The organism is Spirosoma areae, assembly GCF_054781775.1.
Genome location: NZ_BAAGTT010000005.1, coordinates 34,859 through 57,126, shown reverse-complemented (window position 1 = coordinate 57,126; position 22,268 = coordinate 34,859). Strand labels below are relative to the sequence as shown.

Annotated in this window: 21 protein-coding genes; 7 read left to right on the top strand and 14 right to left on the bottom strand. The window is 54.6% G+C overall.

Features of this window, described 5'->3' with window-relative positions:
* The first annotated feature begins 149 nt into the window (after nt 1-149).
* The gene (locus ACYVI1_RS02390; protein ID WP_460906307.1) at nt 150-614 is read left to right on the top strand and encodes a hypothetical protein; all 465 of its coding nucleotides are present in this window, start codon (nt 150-152) and stop codon (nt 612-614) included.
* 90 nt (nt 615-704) lie between these two features.
* Nucleotides 705-950, top strand: coding sequence for a hypothetical protein (locus tag ACYVI1_RS02385; RefSeq protein ID WP_460906305.1), 246 nt, complete (start codon nt 705-707; stop codon nt 948-950).
* Here the strand turns inward: ACYVI1_RS02385 and ACYVI1_RS02380 are convergent.
* The 6 genes from ACYVI1_RS02380 to ACYVI1_RS02355 all read right to left on the bottom strand — a co-directional run bounded on the left by ACYVI1_RS02380 (nt 925) and on the right by ACYVI1_RS02355 (nt 7,908).
* Complete coding sequence (locus ACYVI1_RS02380) at nt 925-2,097, bottom strand: tyrosine-type recombinase/integrase (RefSeq protein ID WP_460906303.1); 1,173 nt, start codon at nt 2,095-2,097, stop codon at nt 925-927. The two genes, ACYVI1_RS02385 and ACYVI1_RS02380, sit on opposite strands and share 26 nt — an antisense overlap.
* 187 nt (nt 2,098-2,284) lie before the next feature.
* The gene (locus ACYVI1_RS02375) at nt 2,285-3,343 is read right to left on the bottom strand and encodes a hypothetical protein (protein WP_460906301.1); all 1,059 of its coding nucleotides are present in this window, start codon (nt 3,341-3,343) and stop codon (nt 2,285-2,287) included.
* A 9-nt stretch (nt 3,344-3,352) separates the two neighbouring features.
* Nucleotides 3,353-3,988, bottom strand: coding sequence for an ABC transporter ATP-binding protein (locus tag ACYVI1_RS02370; protein ID WP_460906299.1), 636 nt, complete (start codon nt 3,986-3,988; stop codon nt 3,353-3,355).
* Between the two features lie 52 nt (nt 3,989-4,040).
* Nucleotides 4,041-4,982, bottom strand: coding sequence for a hypothetical protein (locus ACYVI1_RS02365; protein WP_460906297.1), 942 nt, complete (start codon nt 4,980-4,982; stop codon nt 4,041-4,043).
* 106 nt (nt 4,983-5,088) lie between these two features.
* Nucleotides 5,089-7,209, bottom strand: a complete 2,121-nt coding sequence (locus ACYVI1_RS02360) for a TonB-dependent receptor (protein WP_460906295.1) — start codon at nt 7,207-7,209, stop codon at nt 5,089-5,091.
* A 363-nt stretch (nt 7,210-7,572) separates the two neighbouring features.
* Nucleotides 7,573-7,908: a hypothetical protein gene (locus ACYVI1_RS02355; protein WP_460906293.1), complete on the bottom strand. Its 336-nt coding sequence runs from the start codon at nt 7,906-7,908 to the stop codon at nt 7,573-7,575.
* Between the two features lie 16 nt (nt 7,909-7,924).
* On the opposite strand from ACYVI1_RS02355, the gene ACYVI1_RS02350 reads away from it, so the two are divergent.
* Nucleotides 7,925-8,113: a hypothetical protein gene (locus ACYVI1_RS02350; RefSeq protein ID WP_460906291.1), complete on the top strand. Its 189-nt coding sequence runs from the start codon at nt 7,925-7,927 to the stop codon at nt 8,111-8,113.
* 92 nt (nt 8,114-8,205) lie between these two features.
* Here the strand turns inward: ACYVI1_RS02350 and ACYVI1_RS02345 are convergent, their stop codons facing one another.
* Both ACYVI1_RS02345 and ACYVI1_RS02340 read right to left on the bottom strand, forming a co-directional pair.
* A complete protein-coding gene (locus tag ACYVI1_RS02345) occupies nt 8,206-9,537 on the bottom strand; it encodes a Gfo/Idh/MocA family protein (protein ID WP_460906289.1) in 1,332 nt (443 codons plus the stop codon).
* 376 nt (nt 9,538-9,913) lie between these two features.
* The gene (locus ACYVI1_RS02340) at nt 9,914-10,624 is read right to left on the bottom strand and encodes a LytR/AlgR family response regulator transcription factor (RefSeq protein ID WP_460906287.1); all 711 of its coding nucleotides are present in this window, start codon (nt 10,622-10,624) and stop codon (nt 9,914-9,916) included.
* Nucleotides 10,625-10,657: 33 nt separating this feature from the next.
* Here ACYVI1_RS02340 and ACYVI1_RS02335 point away from each other — a divergent pair, with 33 nt between their 5' ends.
* Entirely contained in the window at nt 10,658-11,152 is a 495-nt protein-coding gene (locus ACYVI1_RS02335; RefSeq protein WP_460906285.1) for a nuclear transport factor 2 family protein, read from the top strand.
* A 41-nt stretch (nt 11,153-11,193) separates the two neighbouring features.
* Here ACYVI1_RS02335 and ACYVI1_RS02330 read toward each other — a convergent pair whose 3' ends face one another.
* The gene (locus tag ACYVI1_RS02330) at nt 11,194-12,441 is read right to left on the bottom strand and encodes an exo-beta-N-acetylmuramidase NamZ family protein (RefSeq protein ID WP_460906283.1); all 1,248 of its coding nucleotides are present in this window, start codon (nt 12,439-12,441) and stop codon (nt 11,194-11,196) included.
* A 370-nt stretch (nt 12,442-12,811) separates the two neighbouring features.
* On the opposite strand from ACYVI1_RS02330, the gene ACYVI1_RS02325 reads away from it, so the two are divergent.
* Nucleotides 12,812-14,338 (top strand): DEAD/DEAH box helicase, encoded by a 1,527-nt coding sequence (locus ACYVI1_RS02325; RefSeq protein WP_460906309.1) that lies wholly within the window; start codon nt 12,812-12,814, stop codon nt 14,336-14,338.
* Between the two features lie 152 nt (nt 14,339-14,490).
* Complete coding sequence (locus ACYVI1_RS02320; protein ID WP_460906281.1) at nt 14,491-15,555, top strand: Gfo/Idh/MocA family protein; 1,065 nt, start codon at nt 14,491-14,493, stop codon at nt 15,553-15,555.
* On the opposite strand, the gene ACYVI1_RS02315 is transcribed toward ACYVI1_RS02320, so the two are convergent.
* From ACYVI1_RS02315 to ACYVI1_RS02295, 5 genes are all read right to left on the bottom strand, one after another.
* A complete protein-coding gene (locus tag ACYVI1_RS02315; RefSeq protein ID WP_460906279.1) occupies nt 15,552-16,394 on the bottom strand; it encodes an NAD-dependent epimerase/dehydratase family protein in 843 nt (280 codons plus the stop codon). The two genes, ACYVI1_RS02320 and ACYVI1_RS02315, sit on opposite strands and share 4 nt — an antisense overlap.
* A gap of 24 nt (nt 16,395-16,418) precedes the next feature.
* On the bottom strand, nt 16,419-17,279 hold the full coding sequence (locus tag ACYVI1_RS02310) for a histidine phosphatase family protein (RefSeq protein WP_460906277.1): 861 nt from the start codon (nt 17,277-17,279) through the stop codon (nt 16,419-16,421).
* A 238-nt stretch (nt 17,280-17,517) separates the two neighbouring features.
* Nucleotides 17,518-17,922, bottom strand: coding sequence for a hypothetical protein (locus ACYVI1_RS02305; protein WP_460906275.1), 405 nt, complete (start codon nt 17,920-17,922; stop codon nt 17,518-17,520).
* A gap of 8 nt (nt 17,923-17,930) precedes the next feature.
* Nucleotides 17,931-18,137, bottom strand: coding sequence for a hypothetical protein (locus ACYVI1_RS02300; RefSeq protein WP_460906273.1), 207 nt, complete (start codon nt 18,135-18,137; stop codon nt 17,931-17,933).
* Between the two features lie 79 nt (nt 18,138-18,216).
* The gene (locus tag ACYVI1_RS02295) at nt 18,217-18,975 is read right to left on the bottom strand and encodes a hypothetical protein (protein WP_460906271.1); all 759 of its coding nucleotides are present in this window, start codon (nt 18,973-18,975) and stop codon (nt 18,217-18,219) included.
* Nucleotides 18,976-19,153: 178 nt separating this feature from the next.
* Between ACYVI1_RS02295 and ACYVI1_RS02290 the strand changes: the two genes are divergently transcribed.
* Nucleotides 19,154-22,261, top strand: coding sequence for an amidohydrolase family protein (locus ACYVI1_RS02290; protein WP_460906269.1), 3,108 nt, complete (start codon nt 19,154-19,156; stop codon nt 22,259-22,261).
* Nucleotides 22,262-22,268: the final 7 nt, after the last annotated feature.

Here is a 22,268-nt window from a genome sequence, read left to right as displayed (position 1 = left end):
ACCTGCCTAACTCACTTTTGAGCTTCCTGTCGGGACGTGCGCCTTGTCGCAGGGGACCCGGCAAACGAGTATTTTTTTATGCTTGTATGTTCCACCCAACGCCCGAAAGGGCTGATGGTGTCCGAGTCAGCTCACTAAAACAAATGTACTTGCCACCTTTACACCCTTTCCTGGTTGGGCTGCAAAGTCTCCTGCGGGACGTGCATCTTGTCAGCGGAAGCCCGCCCACGCGGAGCGAACACAACGTACAGTCCGATTTTTTACGCCATCGGGCGAAGCTCAACAACGCACCAATCCGCTTCTGTCAGGCCGCAAGAACCGGGGCGTTGCCTGTGTCGTCCGCAACCCGGCCCCGCCTGTCAAAGACCGCCAACTCAGGCGTTTGGCTTGTCGGCCAAAAGGCAGAAAACTCACGTTTCAACTGGCCCAACCGGGGCGTTCACGTTGTCGCAAGCGACCCGGAGATGGAGACCCAAAAGCCCACCTGTCGGGACGTGCGACCTGTCGCCGGAGCGACCGAATACACGCTTTTTTTATACTTGTGCTATGCACCCAACAAGGTATTGTACGCAACAGCGCAGAACTACATTTTCCAGGGTATCAGTTACTTTTGATTCCGTGATTGTCTAAATACTGACTGGCACGTTAGTTTTGGACTAAAGGAACACGTTCGCCCGAACAGTTCCAAATTATCAATTAACGAATTGACTAAACGGTATATACAACGTTCCATACAACGGGTTTGGGACATCGAAGGATACCCAGACTACTTCTTTGGGGGTGATAGTGAATTGTACCGAATCACTAAGCGGGGAGACATTCGGCGCAATCGGCGGTGCATGAAACGGTACACGCAGGGCTATACGCTGAAAAGCAAATTTTACAGCCTGTCACAACTGCGCCCGATGCTCCGGCGGCACGTTCCTACAGATTATCCAGCGGGCTTTTGAGGGTGCTGATTTTGTCGGCGCTGACGTGGGTGTAGCGCATGGTGGTCAGGATGCTCTCGTGGCCCAGCAGTTGCTGAATATAGCGAATATCGGTGCCCGCTTCGAGCAGGTGCGTCGCAAAGCTATGGCGCAGCGTGTGGATGCCGCCCCGTTTCTGAATGCTGGCAAAGCGAACAGTTTCGCTATACACGAACTGAATCGTGCGATTGGCTACAGGCTCCTGGTTTTCAGCGTTCTCAAACAGGAATGTGTTGGGCCTGTACTGGCGCAAATAGTCATCAAGATAAGCACGTAGTTTTTCGGTGAGCATCACCACCCGGTCTTTTTTGCCTTTCCCAGCCTTAACGGTGATTAGGTTGCGGGTTCGGTCAATATCGACAAGCCGAAGGTGGGCCACCTCATCGAGCCGCAGGCCGGTGGCATAAACGACCTGAAACAGAGTGCGGTATTTTAGACTGGTGGTGGCACTGAAAATGGCCTTCACTTCGGCTACGCTGTAAACCGTTGGTAGTTTTGTGGGTGTGCGGGAAAGGTCAACGTCATAAAACGTTTTGTCGCGCTCCAGGATTTTTTCCTGGTAGAATTTATAGGCGTTGATGTGGACGTTGATCGTGGAACTGCTGAGCCGTTTTCTGTCCATCAGAAACAGCAGGTAGTTCTGGTAGTGGGCTTTGGTCAGCGCGTCAAGTGGTTTTGGGTCGGCATACCGAATCAGGGCAATGATGGCTTGTTTGTAATTTCTGAGGGTTTTGATACTGTAGTTCAGCACACGCAGCTTGTTGCAGAGGGCGACGACGGCGGGGTGTTTGTCATAGTCGGTCAGGGGTGGGGCATACCGAAACGGTTTTGGGCTTTGCGGTTTATGCGCCGGGGGCCATGCCGGGTGGGTTGCCTGCCCGATTTCGGTAGCGGTGGCGTTGGGTTTGTAGAGCCGCACGATGGCTTCATCGAAGCGGCAGTAGGCTTTACCAAAGAGTTTGCCCACCTGCACGACGGCCCGGCGGGTGTTGGGAATAAGCCAGCAACGGCGCGAATAGCTCCACCGACGACCCGGCACTTCGCGCAGTAAGTCATTCCCCACAGGGTCTTCAGGAAAACGCACGGCCAGCAGGGCGGGGTCTTTTTCGTCGATGTGTATGGTAAGCATTTGGTTTGCCAATTATCGTTCGATACTCGATGGGCAGCACTGGCACATAGGGAATAAATCCAGCATCAATACTACCTGATTTCTGAGAAACGATCGTTGTTTTCTATTGCTTTATTCGGCCTATTGGTAGGATAAGCTGACTTAGAATGCCGAAAACAAGGAGCAGCCTTTCTGGGCAGTTGCCTGTTTATACACTTCTCCGCAAGGCCAGGGCAATGGCTCCCAGCCAACCCATGCTTAACCAGGCCCCCACCGGCAGGCCAAACATAATGAGCAATAGCCCCCCAATGAAACTGGCTAACACACCCGACAGCCAGCGTTCGGGCAGGAGGTCAGGTCTGTAGGCAAGGCCGTGCAGGAGCAGCAGGTAGCCCCAGCCCGTTAGCCAAAGCCAGCCAACGTAATCAAGCTGGATTTCGGGTGGGTAGTTGCGGAGTAAAATGACCAGTTCGGGTAGCCAGAGCAGGCCGTAGGTGAGGGCATACCGACCGAAACGCTGTAGCCCGGATAAGGGTAAATTGGGCAGAATAAGCAGGTACTGCCGCTCGAAGGCGCTCACTTGCCCACCCACCTGCGAATGGCCCAGCACGGCCAGCAACAGCCCAATGAGCAGCAACCGCTGGTCGTAGTCGTCGGTGGGGTAGAGTCGGCAAACGCCCGCCAGCAGCAGGCCCGAAAAGGCTTTTGTCAGCACAAAGGAGAGGGGTTCGTGCCGCAGCCAGTACACTGGAAAGAACAACTCGTAGGGTAACCTGACGCTAACGTGCGGCAGCCGGAGTGAGTCGGGGCTGGGGTGCCGTAAGCGGTAATCGGCCAGGGCTGCACCAGCGCCAGTCAGGGCCAGAATAACCCCCCCGATGGCACTGAGCGAATCCCATTTCTGGTAGCTCGTGGCTATCTGTACCATCCAGCCCGCGTAGGCGATAACGGGAAATAACAACGCCGTTTGCAGGGCCAGCCACAAGGTCCATCGTTTTGTGACTGGCACAAGCCAGAAGCTTTGCAGAAACAAATGCTCCGGCGCAGTTAGTTGCTGCCAGACAAAGGCGCTGGTTTTCAGCAGGTATAGCCCCCACAGCATGAACACGATAGTCAGCAGAAGGGGTGAGCCAAGTGCAGCCGTAATCAACGCCCGGTGTTCAACGGCGCTGAGGAAACCAAACGCCAGCAGGATGATAACCAGAAACGTTCCGGCATTTTGGGCGTAAAACTGGCGAACGAAGATTCGGTTGAGAACAGGCAGCATGGAATGGACTCAGGTTGTGGGCGTGATTACACCATTGACTACCTGCCAGATGCCCGTTAGCGATAACCCCGTCAGGCTCACGTCCTGATGGGTTGTCAGCAGAAACGAAACGTCGTGGTTGGTGCGGAGTTGCCGGATGTACTCAAATAACCGGGCGGCTGTGGCTACGTCTAACGTGGTCAGAGGTTCATCCAGCAGAACAAGTCGGGGTGTTCCGAGGAGGGCCAGCAGCAGAGATAATTTCTTGAGCATCCCGCTCGAAAACTGGCCCGTCGGCTGGGTCCAGAAGGCGTTTACGCCCAGCGTTTCGGCCAGCACATCAACTTGTCCGGTGGGCGATTTTTTGGCCTTGCCCACGAACCCAGCCAGGTCGCGGGCGGTCAGGAACGAGGGGTATAACGGCTCCGCTTCGGCATAGTTGACCCGCAGCCGATACGCTACCGGATCACGGCTGATCTCGTGTTGCCTATCCAGCAAAATCTCCCCTGAAAACGGCAGCAGACCCGCTACAGTCCGAAAAAAGGTTGTTTTGCCGGAGCCGTTGCTCCCCCGAAAATAGTGAATGCCCGGCGACAGGTGCAGGTCCGGCACCGTCAAAACGACGTGGCCGGTGTAGGCTTTAGTGAGGTTTGAGACGGTGAGCAAGGGATGATGAATGATGAATGATGAGGGGACTGACCGGCAAACCTGGAACTTGTTAGTGTTTTTGGCTGATAAATCCGGATCGGATTAACAGAAGGGTAATCAGCAGAAAAAAGGCAGGTACGATCACAAGCCAATAGTCGGGTCGATACGTGACGGACATGAAGTCGTTCACGGATTCGTCATAATACGCTTTCAGGGTATCGTTGGGCTTCAGAGTTTCATAATCAGCCTCGCTGATGGGAATCACACGCTCCTGCTGCCGGTATCCAATCGTTGCTTCGTAGTCGTACCAGTGTGTACTACCGGAGCCTCTCCCGTGCGTCCGCCGGTCCGTATCCAGAACCCGGACCGTCACCTGTTGCCCGCTTGTTTTCAGGTGCTGGAAATACTGGAAATACTGATAGGTGTCATAGGTAAAGAAAACAGCCGCGATAGCGAGCGCAAGGAGAAGGGCAAGCCGGGCTATGTCCTGAAGAAACGGTATCGGAATGATGGTCACGATAACCCCGGAAATAAAGAAAAAAGACGCGGTGGAAAGAAGTAAGCACAGCAGTAGCAGGCGATTTTCATCACTGAACGCCCGCACGGTTGTCCACCCGATCAGCCGCGATTTCCGGGTAGACTGGTCGAAATGGACCTCATCATGGGGTTGCCGGAACGCATCGTAAGCCGGATGATACAGTAACTGAACCCGGTCGCCGTTGCCGACATAGGCTGTGTCCGTCACGAACCGGCTCGTGTAGTCTTTACCCTGATACCGAAAGGTCAGGTAGGCGCTGTTGCTCAGGACATCCCGCCAGGTCCGCTGCTCATGTTCAGCCCGGTCAACGGTTATAGAAACAAGCTGTCCTTCCTTTACAAATTTTCCCTGTAGCTGAACATCCTCATAAAGTCCCCAGAACGCCCAGGTCGTAACGCCCAGAATCGCAGCGATAAGGAGCGACATGATGAATGAGTACACGCGACCTGTGGCCGTAATTAACTTCTGGAGCATAAACGTCGTTTAGCGTTCGAACTGTACGGGTGGACGTTGATAAGATGTTTGTGTTATTTTTTTTACCACCAGTACTGGTCCGACGGGTCAGGGGTTGGGGGTGGTCTCACCACATAAGTTTCAGCCGCACGCCTGCCAGGCCATTTCGGGCTGGCGACGCGTTGTAATACCGATTACCCAGCGCGTTCAGGTCGTAGCCCAGCGAATAGGTTTGGTTCAGTAGATTGTCGCCACTGGCATACACGTCGAGGGCCCACTGTTCACTTAGACGTCTACGAAAACCGACGGTGGCCTGCAGAAGTCGCGTTGGGTCAGCCACGACGGTGTTGGCGTCGTTGAGCGGAAATGGATTCAGAAACTGGTAGGTTACGTGGGCGTATAACCCGACCTGGGTTTCGGCGTCGAGACCCGTTACCCAGGTAATTGGGGCCACACCCGGTACCCGGTTATTCGACAGGTCGACGGTGCCCTGCTGGTAGTCGCGAAAGCGGAAATCGGTCAGCGTCAGGCTGTTCCAGAAGCGTAGGAGCGAAAAGGCAGAGGATGCACGGGCTGTCATTGCAGCCGGGGCAATGAAATCGAAGGAAAGCTGCGCTTCCAGGCCGCGCTGGTCCGTTCGGCCCGCGTTCACGAAGAATTCGGCCCCGGCTGCATCGGACCGCCGAACGATGGTTTCGCGCAGTTGAAACTGATAAACCGACACATCGAATCGCAGTCGACTGTTAACTGCCGACCCCCGCAGACCAATCTCATAACTCGTGCCGCGTTCGGGATTGAGGGTTGTGTTGAAGCCCCCCGCCGATGGGCGCACCTCCTGGCTCGATGGAGCCGAATAGCCCGTGCTGATGCTCGCGAAAGCCGATACGTTTTGCCCAAAGGTTCGGAGCAGGGCCACTCGTGGCAACCAGACCGGCGAAAAATTCCGGGTCAGGAGTTCGGCTGGCAGGGCGCCCAACGCCCGCGTCGGAAAGCGCGTGAACCCGTACCGAACATCATTCCGGCTCAGGCCCGCCGTCAGTCGGAAGCGGCCGGGCAATTCGCTTTCGGCCTGTAAAAACAGCGTCGATTGCCGGGCAGTGAGTTCCTCGTCGGTCTGGATGGTATCGGCAATGCCGCGCCGGTTGCCGAAGTTACGGACGATGGTGAAATTCCGCAGCAACTCGCCCCCGACCGTCACGGTGGTGGGCAGCGGGCCGTTGGGGAACCGGATTTGCGTAATCGTTCGTCCCCCAAGGCCCTGGTCGGCGCGTTTTTCGTAGTTGGTAATGAACGGATTGGCAAAGTCGGTGAGGGAGCCGTAAATGACCGTTGTGTTCTGAAACCGGTCGCTCCAGCGGTATTCGTGCGAGAGGCCGAGGTAGCCAAGTTTCTGATAGATGCCCGCCTGCTGGTCGGCGCTGCCAGGCAGGGTAGGGGTGGCCGGGCGAGAGCCGCGCGGGTTCGCCTGGAACTGGGCGCTGTTGAGGCCGCCGGGCGTTTGGTAGTGCAAATCGGAGTAGAAACCCAGCACCGACACCGTCCGTTTGGGACTGACCGTAAAGGAGCCTGTCAGGCTCAGATTGTCGCGCACCAGGGCGCTATGATCGCGGTAGCCGCTGCTTTGCAAATGGTTGTAATTGAGAGCAATGGCTGAATTGTTCTTTCCCGTCTGCAGCGAAATGCCATTGCCGAACAGCCCATAACTGCCACCCAACGCCGACACCTCGACACTGGTTTTTCCGGCCGGAACCGCCAGACCACTGAATAAAACAGTGCCACCCGTTCCGGCCCCGTATAAACTTCCCGATGGGCCTTTAATCACTTCAATACGGCCTAACGCCCGCACATCCAGCGCATTCAACGGCGTATTGCCGCCCGCGTCGGTGAGTGGGAGTTCGTTCCAGTACGCTTTGATGTTCCGCACGCCAAACGGCGAACGAATGGCGCTGCCCCGAATCGCCAGCCGGTAACTCCCCGGCGACCGCTCGTCGGCCCGCACGCCCGGCAGTGTGTTGAGCGCGGGCACAAGCGTTGGCGTACCAAACCGCTGGTTCAACTCCCGGCGCGTAAGCAGCCCAACCGAAGCCGCCGTTTCCAGCAGCCTTCGGTTGGTAGCATACCCCCGCACAACAACTTCATTGAGTTGGAGCGTGTCATCTAACGAAGTGGGCGCGTTCGTTTGGGCGTAGAGCAGGCGCAGTGAGCTGGAACCAAAGAGTAGGGCCGCAAGAGAAACGTACTTTAGCATAGAGCAATTTGATAGGAACGTGAGCAATGAAATCTAAACCGAACCTCTTTTTTTACTTGTCAGCGGCTTATTCCTGACAACAGCAACCGCCTGGGTAGGCGCTTCCAGACACAACCCCGCCGTAAATGTTGCGAAACCCGCCCCGAAAGTACAACGCTATCTGTATGTAGCAACGCCGGGCGTTCGGAACTATTCAGGCTATGGCGGGCATGGCATTCAGGTCTTCGATATTGATAAAGGACACCGGTTCGTAAAGTTCATAAAAACGGGAGGGCTTCGCAACGACGGAAAACCCTCGAATGTAAAAGGAATTGACGTGAGTCTGGCTACTAACTGCATCGACATCAGCACGCTCGAAGCCCTTCAGTGCATCGACATCAATGCCGAAAAACGCCTGTGGGAAAAACAATACGAGGGGGGCGTAGACCGCATCTCAGTATCCCCGATGGAAACTACGTGTATCTGGCCGGGCTTAAATCCACCCTGCTCAATGTGGCCGACGCCAAAACCCATACAGTTACGAAGCAGGTTGTCCCGTTTGGGGCAGACATTCGACCCTTTACCATTAACGGCGCTCAGGCACTCGTTTACGTGAATGTGAATGGCTTGCTTGGGTTCGAAATCGGCGACCTTGTGAGCGGCAAATTCCTTCATCGCGTCGTTGTCGAAGGATTCAACATCGGTGAAGTAAAACGGCATAGCTGCCCCAGTACTCGTGCAGAAAACGTCGATTCTGGTGCGGGATATGCCGGGCTGGATTACCTTTAGTGTAGATGGTAAATACGCCTATCCCTCAACCGGTGACGTAATTAACGTGAAGACCCGAACGATCGTCGCTACCCTGGAAGATCAGCAGTACAATAGCGTTCAGAGCGAAAAAATGCCGGGTCGCCGGTGCGATTGAAATCCAGTTTAGTAACGGCAAAGCCGTAGCAGCAAGCGATCAGTTCGGCATCGGGCAGGTGAAGGGAGTGGCGAAGAATTAATCGAAGACACTCACGGCAGACGCGGCAGCGACCAGGGCGCCCGGTAGTGGGCTTTAGTCAGTTGCTGCGCCGGTGCGTTGCCGACAATACTGTTCTGCCCCGCATCCCAAACTAATTTCTGCCCCGTTCGGTAGGCAATATTGCCTAAATGCGCGTGGAGGGCAACGTTGCGCCCAACGTCGGCGGGGCAGTTCGGCGGCTGTCGGGAGCGGATACACTCGATAAAATTACGGGTATGGTTGTCCAAATCGTTGCCGTTGCCGCGTTGGGTGGGCATGGCCGGTGTCAGATAGCGGTTTCCGTCTACTTCGGGCAGCACCTCCCACTTGCTCCGGTCAATAACGACCGTGCCCAGATTGCCGATGAACGCCACGCCGTGGTCGCGGTCATACGGCCCCCGGATGGTTCCCAGCGACTGTTCCCAGAGCACCGAAAAGGTACCATAATCATAAACGACCTGCATGGTGTCGGGCGTTTCGCTGGCGTGGTCGGGAAAGCCGTACTTGCCGCCGGTTGCTACTACCGCGTGTGGGGCCGTTACGTTCATACCCCACAGGGCCATGTCAATCATGTGAGCGCCCCAATCGGTCATTAGCCCCCCGGCATAATCCCAGAAATAGCGGAAACTGCCGTGAAAGCGGTTGCGGTTAAAGGGCCGTTGCGGAGCCGGGCCAAGCCACCGGTCATAATCGACGCCTGCCGGGACCGGCTCGTCGGGCCGAACGGGAAAATCTTTGCCATAGCCCATGAACGCCCAGGTTTTCACCGAACGGATGCGGCCAATCTGCCCCGACTTTACATACTCCAGTGCGGCTTTCCAGTGGTCGCCACTGCGCTGCCATTGCCCTACCTGCACAATTCGATTGTATTGTTTGGCTGCGGCCACCATCAGGTCGCACTCTTCGATGGAGTTGGCCAACGGTTTTTCGACATACACATCCTTACCTGCCTGACAGGCCAGTACCGTTGGCAAACAATGCCAGTGGTCGGGTGTGCCCACAATCACGGCGTTGATGGTTTTGTCGTCCAGTACCTTCCGAAAGTCGCTATACAACGTCGCCCGTTTGCCCGTGCGCTTTTCCAGCTCAGCCGCTCGTTTGTTAAGTACGTTGCTATCTACGTCGCACAGGGCCGTGCAGACAACCCCCGGCGTTTTGAGCATGGCGGTTAAATCGGCCCAGCCCATGCTGTTGACCCCAATCAGGGCTATGTTGACCGTGTCGGATGGGGCCATCGACTGCTGAATTGTGGCAGTTTTGCTGCCTGGGAGAGTCGATGTTAGGCCCAAACCGGCGGCTAACTGGGAAGATTGCTGGAGAAATTTTCGTCGGGATGAAGGCATCGCTTAATCAGTAAAAATCGGCTGGTTAAAAAAGGTATTTTCAGGACAGAACTACTAAACAGATGTTACGCCAGTGTCAACTAATCCCGAACCGGGCCGCCGGAGCGGGGATGACCGGAGTATAGACAATAGCCCCATAGACCAGCTTAGATTGATCGCGTAGCGATCCAATGGTTGTAGCCAAAGCAGACCGTAATTAGTACGCACTACGGCACTTAACAGGATGAACAACAATAGATTTAATCCCGAATTCACGGTACATAGACGTAGCGAAGCGGGGATTATGTTGTTAACCATAGACACGAAACCTGCGTATATCCAGGCGTTGAAAACGGCCCTGTCAGGCAGATTTTTAACGTTGACAGGTTTATGTACTTTAACCAATCAACGAACTCAGCCGGTGCAGAAACGCCTGCCGGTAGGTGTCGCTGATGGAAAGACGAGCCGGCCCAATGTGAACATGGTTGTCCTCAATCTTCTGCACTTTGGTGAGGTTGATAATGTGCGAATAATGAATCCGGTGGAAGGTCGTCGGCAGCGTTTGCTCCAGGTCGCGCAGGCGTTTGTGAACAATCACGGGGCCGGTGTCGGTGTGGAAGGTAACGTAATCCTTTAGGCCTTCGATGTACAACACCTGCCCGTAATCGAGCCGGACTAAACTACGGCCGCTCTTCACAAATAACACCGGTTGGTCCGGCATTTTGCCCGGCTGTAGGGTGGGAACCAGGCTGGTCGTGTGGAGGTCATGCGCTTTGGTAGCCGCCCGCAAAAATCGCTCGAACGTGATGGGTTTCAGCAGGTAGTCGATGGCGTTTTTCTCGTAGCTCCGCACGGCATAGTCGGAGTAGGCTGTCGTAAAAATCAGCCCGGTTGTGGCGGGAGCCAGGTCGGTTAAGTCCATGCCCGTCAGCCTGGGCATATTAATATCCAGAAACAGCAAATCGACGGCCTGCTTCTGGATAAACAGCAGCGCGTCGAGCGCGTGATGGCACTGGCACACTAAATCCAGAAACGGCACCTGTGCCACATGGTCGGTCAGCAGATGCACCGCTAAGGGTTCGTCGTCGACAATCAGGCAGGTCATCATGCAAGTACAGCATCAATAGATTGGGCAGCATACATGGCGCTATTTGTTCGGCTTGCCGGGCAGTGCAGCCGGACCAGCCGTTGGGCAACTGGCCCGGCCCCGGCTGAGTTGCGGGACATTCGTTTTTATCAACCACTCACCGAGCCGCTGCCCGCAACCGACGCCGAAATCGCCCTCGACGCCACCTTACGCGATTACCTCGAGGGTGGCACCAACGGCGATACGACCCGGCTGATTCGGGCCTTTCATCCCAGCGCGTCCATGAACTACATTGATGGAGCCACCGGCCAGTTCGAAGGCGTTCCCATCGCCGATTACCTGAACCGGGCCAAAGCTGGGGCGGGCAAGACTATCCAGCGGACCACGCGCATCGCCCACCGCGAAATAACGGGCAGAGCGGCCCAGGCCCGTGTCGAATCCGACTGCCCGACGTTCCGGTTTATTGATTATTTCAACCTGTTGCTGATCGACGGTCGCTGGCAAATCGTCAGCAAAATTTTTCACCGGCAGGAGAAGGCCGTGAAGTAATTGGTTGAACTCCTTGCCGACCTGTCATCCCGACCGGTTAATCACGGATAGAGCAGATACCGTTTGCGGAGCGTTTTGAACGCCGACAGGTCCGGCTCCCAGCTTCGGCGAATCTCGGCTTCAGACGCGCCTGCGATGATCTGTCGTTTAAGGGTTTCGGTGCCCGCCAGCTTGTCGAAGTTGCCCATCTGTTTGCTTTGACTGCTATCGAAAAAGCGATCTTTATCAGGGTAGGCTTTGTATAATTCCATCAGCCACCCCAGATTTAGTTGTTTCGTTTTGCGGAGTTTGGTTATATCATACTGCCGCAGGTCGAGGCCATAGCAGTCCGTATCCTGATGAAGTGGCGTTTCGCTCATCCCTTTTAAACTCACGGGCCGAAACGAAAACGTATATTTTCCCTTGAAAGCGGGTGCCCCCAGCACCGTGAACGGCATGTAGGTGCCTCGCCCCTGACTCAGTATGGTGCCCTCAAACAAGCAGATGCTGGGGTAAAGCAACACTGATTGTTGCGTGTTGAGGTTGGGCGAAGGCATAACCGGCAGTGGGTAAGCCCTATCGTGGGTGTAGTTCGCCACCTTGATAATCCGCAGCTTACAGGTGGCCCGGTTAGGCAGCCACCCTGCCCCGTTGATGAGTTGCGCGAATTCGGCAATGGTCATTCCGTGGGTAATGGGAATCCGGTGCATGCCAATACCCGATCGCAGGTGATCCTCCAGAATAGGGCCGTCGACAACGTAGCCATTGGGGTTGGGCCGGTCCAGAATCAGCAACTCCTTCTTGTGTTCGGCGCAGGCTTCCATCACATTATCTAAGGTGTTGATGTAGGTGTAAAAGCGGGCACCCACATCCTGAATGTCATAAATCAGCAAGTCCACGTCGGCCAATTGCTCCCGCGACGGTTTTTTATGTTTACCGTACAACGAAATGACCGGGATACCAGTTTTTGCATCGCCTTCGTCGGCCACTTTGGCGCCGTTGCTGGCATTGCCCCGGAACCCGTGTTCCGGCCCAAATAGTTTCACAATCTGAACGCCCCGGCTCAGCAAACTGTCCACGCTGGGCCGGGTGCCGATGATGGACGTTTGGTTGACCACCATGCCCACACGTTTACCGGTAAGGTAAGGCAGGTAGAGGTTCGTCTGGTCAGCCCCCGTCCGAATGGGGGCGGCTGGCTTAGGGGCCATTACTGGGGAGATTGCCGCCCAAATAGCCGGAAGCAGCAAACCAAACAGGCTGATTAAACGAATCATCGGGGCGGTGAGTAGTAGTTTAATCCGGCGTTTCATCGGTCTATGTGAGTTAATTCGCAGGTTGTATTGGCGTTGCATCGAGTTATTATATTGCTGATAATGAATGAGTTAATAAAATACTGCTGGTAGTAGACTGCGCTGGAGCGGAGCGGCTATCCGGGCAAAGGGAATTAGGAAGATAACATACTGAATAAATCCCTGTTTTTCGGTATATTTGTTTCCAAATCAAACGGTTCGCCGATGCGACGGTTCGCCGATGCGACGGTTCGTCTCGGAGTCGCGCAGGATTTGCGACGGTTTGCTGACCGGGAAATTAAGGTCAGCGGTTTTTCACTTTCATTACGCTGTTACCTTGACATTTTCCGAATTTAACCTCCACGACGACCTGTTGGCTGGCGTGGACGCCATGAACTACCTGAAGGCTACGCCCATTCAGGAACTGGCCATCCCCAAAATTCTCGACGGTAAAGACCTCATTGCCAGTGCCCAGACCGGCACCGGCAAAACGGCGGCTTACCTGATTCCGCTTCTCGACCGAATCTCCCACGCCGACCACGACCATACCAGCACGCTCATTCTGGTGCCCACCCGTGAACTGGCCAAACAGATTGACGAGCAGGTGGAAGGCTTCGGCTATTTCGTACAGGCCAACAGCATCGCCATCTACGGCGGGGGTAAAGGCGACGACTGGGACAAGCAGCGCAAAGCCCTGGAAACCGGGGCCGACATTATCATCGCCACGCCGGGGCGGCTCATTGCTCACATGCAGCTTGGCTATGTCAAGTTCGACAAAATTGACTATTTAGTGCTCGATGAGGCCGACAAAATGCTCGATATGGGCTTTTCCGACGACATCCTGAACATCGTCGATAAAATTCCGGCCAAACGGCAAACGCTGCTTTTCTCGGCGACAATGCCCAATAAAATCCGGGAATTCTCGAAGCGGATTCTGATCGACCCCGAAGAGATACGCCTGGCGGTTTCCAAACCGGCTGCCGGTATCGACCAGCAGTTTTACTTAGCCTTCGATAACCAGAAACTTCCCCTGCTGTCTCATCTGATAGAAACCAGCACAAAGCCGGTACTGAGCATGGTGCTGTTTACCTCGCGGAAGTCGGAAGTAAACGGCATTGTGCGTGCCCTGAGCAAACTCGGCTACGAAGCCCGTGGTATCAGCTCCGATTTGGAGCAGGACGACCGCGAGGTTGTTCTGCGTGACTTCAAAAATAAAGCCTTCCCCATTTTAGTCGCTACCGATGTGCTGTCGCGGGGCATCGACATCGACAACCTGACGCACGTAGTCAACTACGACATTCCGCGCGATGCCGAAGATTACGTTCACCGGATTGGCCGCACAGCGCGGGCGGCTACAACCGGCACGGCCATCACCTTTATCAGCGATCAGGACCAGAACCGCATCGTCAGTATTGAGCGGCTGATTGAGCGCGACGTTGAAAAACGGTCAATTACCGAAGAACTGGGCATGGGCAAATCGCCCGTGTTCGACCCAAAACGGTTCAGTGGCCTGCGGGGCAAAGGTGGCCCTCGTGGAGCGGGTGGTTCAGGTAGAGGTGGCCGCGATGGTGGGCGTGGCAATTCCTCCCGTGGAGACAGCCCTGGCCGTGGAGACGCACAGCGTCGCCCGGATAATGCCACTGCCGAACAGCGGGAGACTCGCCGTGATCAGCCCCGCAACGACCGCGATGCCGATCGGCAGCCCCGCCTGGAAGGCGCACCCGTGGCTGATGCTTCTCTGCCAGGCACGGTTACGCCTGTGGCACAATCTACCCAGACCGACGGAGCGGATAAAGCCAAACGCCGGAAAAAACGCCGGCGGCCACGCGGGGAAGGCAGTGCGAGCGGTGAGGCAGGGTCGCCGGACCGCGCATCCCGACAAAGTCAAACGACGGTGTCGGCACCGCCTGGGGAGTAGGGTTTGGTTGAGTTGAAAATTCTGGACTAATTTATGTTATCAGACAGCCTGATCTATGCAACGGGCTGTCTTTTTTGTTATCTTTTGTGGGTTGAACGAAACCTTTAGCGCCGATGTCCGCTCTTATTTCCCGACGGGATTCCTTAAAAGTTATGTCTGCCACAGTTGGCGGGCTGTTAACCCAACCGGGCATCATCGTCGGGCAACCCGCGCCCAAAAAAGTAGGCATCGCCCTGGTCGGCTTAGGCAACTACGCCACCAACCAACTGGCTCCGGCATTGCTCGAAACCCAAAACTGTTACCTTGCGGGCATTGTGACGGGATCGCCCGATAAGGCCAAAACCTGGGCTGAAAAATATACGATCCCGGCCAGGAACATCTACAATTACCAGACCTTCGACCAGATTCGGAATAACCCCGACATTGACATCATTTACATCGTGTTGCCTAATTTCCTCCATGCCGAATACAGCATTCGGGCGGCTCAGGCGGGTAAGCACGTCATCTGCGAGAAACCGATGGCCATGAATCCCGCCGAAGCCCGGCAAATGATGACGGCCTGCGAAAAAGCGGGTGTGCAGTTGTCGGTGGGCTACCGGCTGTATTTTGAGCCGCACCATCTGGAAATGCGCCGGTTAGCCGCCGAGAAAACATTTGGGCACGTGAAAGTGATTGAGTCAGGATTAGGATTCACCGTGCCGGGCCCAAATTCGTGGCGGTTAGATAAGAAAATCGGTGGGGGCGGGGCCATCATGGATTTAGGCGTTTATGCCATTCAGGGTGCCCGCCGAACCCTCGGGCTGGACCCCGTCAGCGTGACAGCCCAGGCGTTCACCTTCGACAAGGTTCATTTCAAAGATATTCACGAGACGGTTTTCTGGCAGTTCGAGTTTCCGGGGGGTACCGTCGCCCATTGCAGCACCACGTATTCGTCCTACGTCGACCGGCTCTACGCCACCTGCGAACGCGGCTGGTTCAAACTTGAACCAGCCTTCAACGCAACGGGCGCACAGGGCATTACCAGTAAAGGGCTAATGGATGTTCCTTCCCCTAACTTCCAGCAAATTGCTCAGATGGACGCGTTTGTCCAGGCCATCCGCACCAAAAGCAAACCCGAAGCCTCAGGCGAAGAGGGCTGGAAAGACATGAAATTGATTGAGGCCATTCTGCAGGCCGCCGACACGGGCCGCAAAATTCAGCTTGACTGGAAGAGTTAATGGAGAAAGGTGTCGAAATTTTGCTTCGGCTGATAACCAAGCAGGTTTTTGGCCTTATCAATGACGTAAACCCGGTCAATTTTTTCGGGAAACAGCCAATGCTTACGGGCAAAAACTTCCTCAGCCGTTGGGTAATAGGACGTGATGACCTGTTTAGGATTTGCATATAACCCAATTAAGTCACGTTCGGTGAATGGACTTTGATTGGAAATATTGAAGATTTCAAACCGGTCAAAATGCGTTTGAAGCGCTAACAAGTGGGCAATGGCCCCATCTTCTTCGGCCAGGCCTCTATAGAGCCGGTGTAGGGCTTTGAGGTTGTCTGTTTCGGGTAAAAATCGTGAAACCCGTAAAACAGTCGTTTCGATGGCTTCTTTTTCAAAATAATCCCGGCACAGTAATTCGGCGGTAAGCTTGGTGATGTCGTAAATATCTCTTGGGTCAGGTGTGAGGTTTTCGGTTACCCAAACGGCTTGTTTATCACCAACTAAGGCATTGCCATAGATTGACGTCGTACTTGTATAGAGGAATTTAGAAATCCCATTTTTCACGCAGGCATTTAACAGATTGAACGTTCCATTAATATTCGTTTGGATAAATTCTTCTCTCGGATAATTCAATGCGTACTGTTTGCCATGAATGGCTGCTGTGTGGATGATGGCGTCAACAGACCTGGTAACCGCCAGCACCGCTTCGGCATGGCGAATATCAACGGTTTCGTCCGTCGTTTCACTCTCAACGACATCGATTCCGGTAACCCGGTAGCCCTGCTGTTTCAGGAGGTTAACGATTACATTTCCTAATTGCCCTGATGAACCGGTTACGACTATTCTCTTCATTATTTAGTGGTCAAACGCGTCGCTTTACTTACCCAAATCCGTCCAGTCTTTAACCCGGATGAAGCCCATAAAACTGATCGTTTTATCCGCCTTCACCGAAAACACAGCCGCATCGCCCCATTGCAACTGGTTCAGTGCATTGCAGTCAGACTGGCTGGCAAGCAGACCGGTATGGGTAATGAAAACCGTGTTTTTTGCATCTAATGGCTGATTCGCAGCCAGTTTCAGCGTGTTCTCGCAGCGTTTGGTTTCGTCGGAAACACTCAGGTTCAACTCCTTAACTTGCTGAATGGGCAAGCCCGTTTCCAGCTTTTCGGCACTGGTAAAGGCCCGGCAATATTCGCTGGAAATAAGCCGGCCAACAGGCAGTTGGAGCCGTTTGAGGGTTTTGCCTATAGCGGCTGCATCACTCAGGCCCTGGCTATTCAATTGGCGGGCCAGTTTCGAATCGCAGGACTTCCACCAGTCAGGAATTGTCGAGCTGGAAAGCTGGTCAGCCCCTACGTCGGCAGCGGCATGACGGAAAATGAGGCTGTGGTTGCCCCCCTGGAGCAATTTGAACAGGGCCGCGCTGGGTGTAACGGCAATGTTAAGCACAAGGCTATCCGCCGAATTGCCCGGACGTTTAATCACAACTTGCTGAAAACCAGCCGTTGCGGGGGCCGTATAGGTCAGCGTGTCGTTTTGCCCCTGGGCTACTGTTCCGCCCGTACTCCGCCAGTTGACAGACTGATTCAGCTTGATTTTCAGTGCACCCAACGGGGTAACGACCAACATCCGGCTGCCATCAAATCCCTGAAACTCCAGAGGAAGTACGGGAGCCGTGTTGCTATCGCTGCACGATAGAAGTAAGGCCAGGAGGGCACTATAAAGTAGACGTTTCATAAGCGAAAGGTACTGCAGCAGGTTAGCGAAAACAGAGACAGACTGGTAATCTAACGCAAAGTTATCGGGAAATCGTCAGTACAAAATGGGTTTAACGACCCGTCACTGTGGTAAATACGCCTGTAAGTTATTCGTAATGACCCATCCTGGTAGGTTTTCATTACGCATGCTGGGTTCAATCATCGTCGTGTTTTGAACATCAATCAGTCGAACACTGGCGAACAGGTTTTTATTCTGCTCAAAAAGGAAAGGTGTTCGCATACATTTCCTCAATAATGTTCTGCCTGACCTCATGGCCACCACTTAAATGCCGAACCTTAGCCCGGTCGATGCAAAGGGCAAGATTATCGGTGTAGAAAAGCAGCAGGTGGACCCAGTTGGAAGGATCGAACCCGGCAATGGATCGTAGGTACTCATAGTGGGATTGGAAACCTAAATTCAATTCGAGAGCAAAGCTTTTTCTGGCAAACAGATAGTCCCTCGTTTTCTGCTGGGTGGTTAAGGAGGCCAAATCCTGATAGTCGGCAAACCCCTGTTTCTTGTATTGATAACCGGCTAAATCCTGATCAATGATCGGCGTTTTGCGGGGAATGAAGTTTTTGGCATTGGTGCTCTTGCCGATACCGGGCGGCCCCGCAATCACCTAAATGTTCATCGAATCACAAGCACATGGCCGTCCTTGTATTCGGCAACTGTATGCCCATCTTCCCGGATATAGACTAAGGGTTGATTAATGGAAAACAAGTAAGTACGGGCGTTCTCGTCGCACTGCTGTTGCCAGACCCTAAACTCCTGGTCTGTCATGTTACGCGGGTCTTTTTCCATGACCCCCTGCTGATACCTGACATTATTGCTCATAGCAAACTCACGTTACACAAAGATAAAGAAAACTGGGGTAGCATCTGCCTTTTAGACGGGCTGCTGGTAAGGCAGGTGCTCAAAGACTGTTGTAATACGAAAATACCGCCATCAGGCCCGACCGGGATTTCAGGTCGGGTTTTTCAGTTTTCAGGAAGGTTTCGATCTGGTCTTTCTTGTCGGCCATTAGCTCCAGCACGGCTTTTTTGCCGGGCGAAAACTTAACGGCTTTTTTGTTCCAGGCTACGTACCAGTCCATTTTTTTGACCAGCTCATCATCTTTGGTGCCAACGTTCATCGCCACGTTGTAGTTGGCCTTCAGGATATGGACCGACGGGTGCTGAAGCAGATCGACTTTCCCGGTGACAAACTGCTCGAAAAAGCCCGTCAATTTATCTGCATCGCCCTGGTAGTCGTGCACATTAACGAACCGGCTAACCGTTCCCAGCCGGTTATTCACATCGACATACCGAACAGCCGTAGCTTTTACGGCCCTGATGTCGGTAGCCCCGGCTCGGATTTCTACCTCGTTCGCCACCAGGTCGAGCCGCACCGGAACGCCCGCAATAGAGTCGGTCGTTAACGAGGTCCCGACTTTGTTGTAAAAGCGCACGTTACCCGCCTGCCAGGTCGTGTCCAGATACGGATCGCCCAGGAGTTTGCCCGGTTCGCCTTTGATGGTAAATAGGGTGAATGTGTTGCTGGTGAGATTCACATTATTCTGGTTGGCGTAGTTGATCCGTTCGCGGGTGAGCTGATCCGCATAATTCGGCTGGGACTGTGCAAAAGTTGCCGATAGGGCTCCCATAAAGTTAATCAGGAAAGCAGCGAAACGCATAGTAGAGTACGTGAATTTGCCAGACTAAGACGGGACAAATAAACGATTTTTAGCGCTAAAACAGAACAGCCGCCGATGCCCCGCCGGACAAAATCTTCATTGGCAAACATGCCGAAAGGCGTGCTATTTTTGCGTATTTTTGACGGTTAACCCCAATCATCAACCATCAATCAAGTTCATGACCAAACATCTTCTGACAGCCATGCTGGCGGCCAGCCTGACCTGCTCGGCTGTGGCTCAGACAACCTTCCCCCAAAATGGGGTCTACGACGAACGATCCGGCCTGTATGCGTTTACCAATGCCACGATTGTCGTTGACCCCCAAACGACGCTGCAGAAGGCCACGCTGCTTATCCGCGATGGCCGCATCGAAGCCGTTGGCGCCAGCGTCAGCCTGCCCGCTGGCACTGTCGTTGCCGATTTGACAGGTAAACGGATTTACCCGTCGCTCATCGACATCGATTCGGATTACGGGATGCCGGAGGTCAGGCAGGAACGCCGGCCATTCGGAGCGCCACCGCAGTATGAATCAACCAAAAAAGGAGCCTACTACTGGAATCAGGCTATTCAACCCGAAAATGAAGCGGATTTAGTGTTCAAAGCTACGCCCGCCAAAGCCGATGAACTCCGTAAATTGGGGTTTGGGACTGTGCTGACGCATCCACACGACGGTCTCGTTCGGGGGACGGGCGCGCTCGTCACCCTCGCCGATGATCGTGAGAATACGCTCGTGCTCAAACCCGACGCCACAGCCCACTATTCATTCAGCAAAGGTTCGTCGGGGCAGACCTACCCGAACTCGATGATGGGGTCGGTGGCGTTGATTCGCCAGGCCCTGTACGATGCCGACTGGTATAAACGGGGTGGCAGCAAAGACCAGGCGAATCTGTCGCTGGCGGCCCTGAACCGAATCCAGTCGCTGCCCGCCATCTTTGAGGCCAACGATAAACTGGGTATCCTGCGGGCCGACAAAATCGGGGATGAGTTTGGCATTCAGTACATTATAAAAGGGTCGGGCGACGAATACCAGCGCCTTGACGAGATCAAGGCCACGGGTGCCCCGCTGATTGTGCCGGTCAATTATCCCCCCGCCTACGACGTTGAAGATGCCTGGGATGCCGATAATGTCGCCTTCTCGGAACTGAAGCATTGGGAAATGGCGCCGATGAATGCCGGGCGGCTGGCCGGGGCCAATATTCCATTCGCGCTGACGACGGCGGGCCTGAAAACCAAAGCCGATTTCTGGGCCAACATTCGCAAAGCCGTTGAAAACGGATTGACCGAGCAGAAAGCGTTAGAGAGCCTGACGACCGTTCCCGCCCGGTTCATCAAAGCCGACGATCAGGTCGGCACGCTGCAAAAAGGCCGGGTGGCGAATTTCATCATTACATCGGGCAATCTGTTCAGCGCCGATAACGTGATCTACGAAAACTGGATTCGCGGCAGGCAATACATCGTTACCAACAAAGACGTTGCCGATCTGCGCGGCACCTGGCAATTAACGGTCGCCGACCGGAGCGATCTGAAACTGAACATCACGGGAAAATCGCTGGACAAACCGGAGTACCAGATCCTGGCCGATACCGTCAAACTAACGCCCAAAGTGGCCGTTAGTGGCGACCTGATTTCGATGCAGGTGCAATTGGACAAAAAGCCTGGGCCGGGTGGCACAACCCGCCTGACAGGCTACCGCACGTCGCCGACAACGATGAAAGGCGATGGCGAATCGCCGGATGGGAAAGTCATCACCTGGTTGGCAACCCGAACCGGCGATGCACCCGTGTCCACGTCGGCCGTATCCACGTCGGCCGTATCCACGTCGGCAATCTCATCAACGGCACTAACTGCCGCCAGATCGACCAGCGCCGTATCGACGTCGGCGACTTCATCAACGGTGGTTATGTATCCATTCGTTGGCATGGGGAATGGCCAAAAGCCTAAAGCCGAGACGATTCTGATTCGGAATGCAACGGTCTGGACCAACGAAAAAGACGGTATTCTGACCAACACCGATGTGTTCATCACGGGCGGTAAAATTGCTAAAGTGGGTAAAAATCTGCCCCTTCCTGCTAACACGAAGGTGCTCGACGGCACTGGTAAGCACCTCACCAGCGGCATCATCGACGAACATTCGCACATTGCCCTGCTGTCGGTCAACGAGGCTTCGCAGTCAAGTACGGCAGAGGTGCGGATGGCCGATGTGGTGAACTCCGAGGACGTCAATATTTACCGGCAGTTAGCCGGTGGCGTCACAACGTCGCAACTGCTGCACGGTTCGGCCAATGCCATTGGTGGACAGTCGGCTCTCATTAAGCTGAAGTGGGGCGAATCGCCGGACGCGCTGCTCATCAATGGAGCCGATGGGTTTATCAAGTTTGCCCTCGGCGAGAACGTGAAACAGGCCAACTGGGGCGATGCCAACCGGGTGCGTTTTCCGCAGTCGCGCATGGGTGTGGAGCAGGTGTATATGGACCACTTCATGCGGGCTAAAGAGTACGCCAAAGGGTGGGCGACGTACAACAAGTTGAACGCCAAACAAAAAGCAACGGCCGTGGCGCCCCGCCGGGACATCGAACTCGACGCGCTGGCGGAGATTCTGGCCGCCAAACGGTTCATTACCTGCCACTCGTATGTGCAGTCGGAGATTAATATGCTGATGAAAGTGGCCGACTCGCTGGGCTTCAAAGTGAACACGTTCACGCATATTCTGGAAGGGTACAAGTTAGCCGACAAGATGGCTAAGCATGGCGCGGGCGGCTCGTCGTTCGCCGATTGGTGGGCCTACAAGATGGAGGTGAAAGACGCTATTCCGTATAACGCGGCTCTCATGCACCGACAGGGTGTAACGGTATCTATCAACTCCGACGATGCAGAAATGGCCCGCCGGTTGAATCAGGAAGCGGCCAAAACCGTCGAATATGGCGGTATGACGGAGGAAGACGCCTGGAAAATGGTGACCCTCAACCCGGCCAAACTTCTGCACTTAGACAACCGGCTTGGCAGCATCAACGTGGGCAAAGATGCCGATCTGGTACTCTGGAACGCCCATCCACTGTCGATCTACGCCCGGCCCGAATACACACTGATCGATGGGGCAATCTATTTCAGTCTGAAAGACGAAGATGCCAAACGCGATGCCATGCAGGCCGAACGCGCCCGCCTGATTCAGAAAACGTTAGCGGCCAAAGCAAGCGGAACACCGACCCAGAAGCCCAGTTTCCGCCGGGCACGGATGTGGCATTGCGAGGATATTGAAGGCGTAATGGCCGAAGGGGAAGAAAAATAGTTTCAGG